This window comes from Sulfurimonas sp., from assembly GCF_016744025.1.
Classification (GTDB): domain Bacteria; phylum Campylobacterota; class Campylobacteria; order Campylobacterales; family Sulfurimonadaceae; genus Sulfurimonas.
Window position 1 is genome coordinate 1 of the sequence record NZ_JADGFC010000154.1, and the last position, 4,869, is coordinate 4,869.

4 protein-coding genes are annotated in these 4,869 nt (G+C 28.2%); 3 read left to right on the forward strand and 1 reads right to left on the reverse strand.

What is annotated here, in order from left to right; translation table 11 throughout:
* From QZZ48_RS14015 to thrC, 3 genes are all read left to right on the forward strand, one after another.
* The coding region (locus QZZ48_RS14015; protein WP_294966878.1) for a peptidoglycan DD-metalloendopeptidase family protein at positions 1 to 198 on the forward strand (198 nt) is incomplete at its 5' end.
* A 95-nt stretch (positions 199 to 293) separates the two neighbouring features.
* On the forward strand, positions 294 to 665 hold the full coding sequence (locus QZZ48_RS14020; RefSeq protein WP_294966879.1) for a hypothetical protein: 372 nt from the start codon (positions 294 to 296) through the stop codon (positions 663 to 665).
* A 44-nt stretch (positions 666 to 709) separates the two neighbouring features.
* Complete coding sequence (thrC, locus tag QZZ48_RS14025) at positions 710 to 2,179, forward strand: threonine synthase (RefSeq protein ID WP_294966880.1); 1,470 nt, start codon at positions 710 to 712, stop codon at positions 2,177 to 2,179.
* 5 nt (positions 2,180 to 2,184) lie between these two features.
* Here the strand turns inward: thrC and QZZ48_RS14030 are convergent, their stop codons facing one another.
* Positions 2,185 to 4,797 (reverse strand): EAL domain-containing protein, encoded by a 2,613-nt coding sequence (locus QZZ48_RS14030; RefSeq protein WP_366755939.1) that lies wholly within the window; start codon positions 4,795 to 4,797, stop codon positions 2,185 to 2,187.
* Positions 4,798 to 4,869 lie beyond the last annotated feature (72 nt).

Sequence of the window (4,869 nt, forward strand, 5' to 3'; positions counted from 1 at the left end):
GTTTTAGATAATATAGTAATTATTCAACATCTAAATGGACTACATACTATTTATGCAAATCTATCACAAATCTCACCAAATATAAAAAAGGGTAAAAAAATAAAAAAAGGTTATACAATAGGTCGTGTTAGCGATGAGTTAATCTTTGAAGTAACGCAAAAGTCTTATCATATTAATCCAGAGAGACTTTTTAAGTAAATATTAGTGCTTAAATTTTTTTTAATAATTTTTTAGTTACTATTGAACTTATTGCATGAAATTAAGCAATTGTAGTTTTATAAAAAGGGTTTATTGTGGAGTTTGACAAAGATCAGCATAATATGCTTTATTACAATCAGATGCTACGTGCAGATCAGAAAAAGAAAGCTGTAAAAAAGAAAAAACCTAAAAGTTTTGCAAAAAAAGAAATAAATCTTAAAGATTATCTTTACGTTCCTGATGGACTTGAACCTCTCTTATATACTCTATATTTTGTTTTAATTCCTTACATTATCGGTTCTGTTTTTCTTTTCACTACTATAGCCGGAGCTAATTTCGATAATTTCAAATTATTGGATATGTCGTCTTTTTTTATTGTTTGGGCTATTGGTTATGAGATAGTAGCGACACTATTGTTGATTAGTATACTTGTAATGTTTCTTAAGCATGATGGAGATTCGGATTAAAGATATTTTTTAGATATAATTTTAAAAAAATAAGCAGAGAAAATATGAACTTTATTCAAACTCGTGGATGTGATGACAAAAAAACTAACAGTGTTACTTTTTCCCAATCAATACTAAGCCCAATTGCCTCTTTTGGTGGTCTTTATGTACCTGAGACATTACCAGAATTAGGGAATGAATTTTTAAACAAACATATAAACTCTTCATACAAAGAATTAGCATCTGATTTACTTAAGCGTTTTGAAATAGATATTGATCAAAGTGTTATTGATGAGGCGCTTAGTCTTTATGATAAATTTGATGATTCTAATAACCCAGTTCCGGTTGTAAAAGTAAAAGAAGACCTTTATGTTAGTGAGCTTTATCATGGTCCAACGCGTGCATTTAAAGATATGGCACTTCAACCATTTGGTAGCATCTTATCTTCAGTTGCTCAGAAAAAAAATGACAACTATTTAATCCTTGCAGCAACAAGTGGTGATACAGGTCCAGCAGCTTTAGAAACATTTAAAAATAAGAAAAATATTCAAGTTGTTTGTATGTATCCAGCAAATGGAACTTCTGATGTCCAAAGACTTCAAATGGTTACAGAAGATGCTTCTAACTTAAAAGTAATTGGTATTAAAGGTAACTTTGATGATGCTCAATCAGCTCTTAAAAATCTTTTAGCATCTCCTAGTTTTGAAGAAGCACTAAATAAGAAAAATATCTCTTTATCAGCTGCAAACTCAGTAAATTTTGGACGTATTATTTTTCAAATTATTTACCATATTCATAACTACTTAGAACTAGTAAGACAAGATGTTACAAAAATAGGTGAAAAAATTTACCTAAATGTACCAAGTGGAAACTTTGGTAATGTACTTGGTGGTTACTATGCAATGCTTATGGGACTTCCAGTTGAGAAGTTAATTATCGCTTCTAATGAAAACAATATCTTAACACGTCTTATTCAAACTGGTATTTACGATATGCGTGATCAAGATCTTATACTGACGACTTCACCAGCGATGGACATTTTAAAGTCTTCTAATGTTGAACGTGTTCTTTTTGGTCTATATGGAGCTGAAAGAACTAGAGAACTTATGCATGACTTAGATACTAAGAAAATCTATACTTTAACTTCAAAAGAACTAAGTAAACTTCAAGAGATCTTTGTAGCTGATTTTTGTACAGATGATGAAGGTAAAGAATATATCAAAAATGCTTTTAAAGATGGTTATTTAATGGATCCACACACTGCAACATGTTTCAAAGCTTATGAGTCTTGTGCTACTAAAGATATTCCAAGTATTGTTTACTCAACTGCTGAGTGGACAAAATTTTCTCCTGTAATAGCAAATGCTTTAACTGGTGAAGAAGATACTCAAGATATACTAGCATTAGAGTCTATTTCTAAAACTGCTAATGTTGAGATTCCATCTATGATAAATGAACTTTTTGCAAAGAAAATAGTTCATGACTCTGTTATAGAAAAAGAGAATATAGAAGAAGCAATACTTAAATTTTTATAATCTATCTAGTCAAGAAGTTCAGGTTCTGCTTTACCATAGTAGAACCCTTGAGCATAATCTACTCCTAATGATCTAATTTTTGCATCTATCTCTTTTGAACTTACAAACTCGGCAATAGTTTTCATATTAGATTTTTTAGCAAAATTTACGATAGATTTAACTACCTCTGCTGTTCTATCATCATCTACTACATGGTTTACTATTGATCCATCTATTTTTATATAATCAGCTTGTAGAGATATTAAATAATCATAGTTTGAATAACCACTCCCAAAATCATCAATAGCTACTTTTGAACCTTCTTCTTTAAACTTTTTAATAGTCTTAGATATGAAATCACTATCTTTTATTTCTTCTGATTCTACAATCTCTAAAACCAATCTTTTAAAGACATTGTTTTTTTGAGCATAATCAAAGATAAAGTCCATTAACTCTTCATTCATAAGATCTTCAATACTTAAGTTTATAGAAAATTCTTCATTAAGAGAAGCAAATTTATCTATTGATTTTTCAACCATTTTATATGTTAGTTCAGGGTATAGTTTTGTTTTTTTGGCAACTGGTAAGTACTCACCCGGAAATATTACTTTTGAATTTTCTAGTAACCTCATTAGGCACTCATACTTTTCTATTTTTTGAGTATGATAATTATATATTGGTTGAAAAAATGGGACGATATTATCTTCTGCAATAGCTACATATAATCTTTCAACCCATAGTATATTTTGTTTATATTCTTCTATATTATTCATAGAATTATCATATACTTTAATTCTAATGTTTCTATTTTTAGCTTCGCTAAGTGCTATATCCGCATATGTAAAAAGATTTTCATTGTCGCTAGCAATGCCTGAAGTATATGTTAAGATAATATTTGAATTGTTTATAATATATGGTTTTTTCCCTACTGTATTTATCAACATTGATACTGTTTTTACAACTTCTTCTTGCGTTTTATTTAAAGTATATAGAGCAAAAATGTCTGCTTGAACTCTATATAGAGTATAGTTCTCATCATTTACATAGTTGAAAATTCTAATACCTAACTCTTTTATGATTTCATCACCAGACTCTAGACCAAATGTGTCATTAATCTCTTTAAATCTATCTATGTTTATTATAGCTAGTACGCCATTTTGATTTTTAGAAATATTATTGATTAAACTTACTCTATTGCCAAGACCAGTTAAAGAGTCAGTACTAAATATACTTTTGAGTTTTGTCCTATTTTCTATTAGTTCTGTAATGTCGGTACCAGAAGATATATATTCTATAATATTTCCATTTGCGTCCCTAATAGCTACTATAGTTGTACTATTATAGTAACTATTATTATCTTTAGTTTGGTTTTTAATAACACCTTTACAAACATTTCCTTTTTGAATTATTCTCCATAGTGATTTAAACTGACTTTTCGGTGATTCTGGATGACGGACAATACTATGTGGCTTTCCAATTACTTCATCTTTTTCATACCCACTTATCTTAGAAAAACCATCATTAACATATGTGATTATTCCATTAATATCAGTTTTAGATACAACAGCACTTTTATCAAGTATTAACTTATATTGTTCGAGCATATTCATCTGTTCTTTACGAGATAATTCTATTTTTTTTATTCTATTTGATATAAATAAAGCAGATAAAATACTAAGAATAACTAGTGCAATCATAAGTAAAAGGTTTTCTTTTAGGTTTTTATATAGTGAGTCTTTTATGAGTTTTTTTTCAGTGCTAAGAATATCTCTTAATTCTGTTAAATAAAATCCAGAACCAATAACCATATCCCACTCTTTAATAAGATAAACATATGATGTTTTATGATCTTCAATTTCAACCTTATCTGGTCTATTCCAAATATAATTTATATATCCAGCTTTTTTTTCTTTTACTAGTTTCTCAATATTGCGAAAAAGATATTGACCATCAGATGTTTTCCAATCTTTCATATTTTTCAGTAGAAGTGTTTTATCTGGATGCACCAACATAATATTGTTTAAGTTATGAATCCAAAAGTACCCATAATTTCCATCTCCAAAACGTTCTGTTTTTAATTCATTAAAAATGATTCCTTGTACTTCTTTTTGGAGTTCATTTTTGTACATACCGGCGGCAATATAGATTTTTAGTTTATCAATTTTTTTGGCATAGACATATTTTTTGTATTGTTTATTTGTATTTGTATTTGTATTTGGTTTATACCACGTATATTTACCAAAGTTTTCATCTTTTTTTATAGTTTCTTTTAGAAATTCTTGAAGCTCTAAGTTATTCTTTGCTAAATCAAATATATTCTTATTAACATAGTTGTCATTTTTACCATGATATAAAATAATACCATTCGTATCAAAAATATAAAAGTACCCACTATTATTATCCCAAGTAAAACTATTAAGTTCATTCTTGTATGTAGATATTAGTTCTTTTTTAGTTAAGTGCTTATTGTATGAATTTGTAAATATATTGTGAAAAAAGTTTATTCTTTCTTTGAGCTCTTTTTTATGTGTGTTGTAAGTTATTAGTTCCATTGTCTTTATTCTTTGAATAACTCTTAATATTTCTCTCTTTACGAGCTCTTTATTCTTTTGAATCGCCAATTCTAAAATCAAGTGCAATTTTTTGAAAGTAAGTTGAAAGATAGGATTAATCGATAATCTGCTAATCTTATTCGACCAAAAACAAAGAAG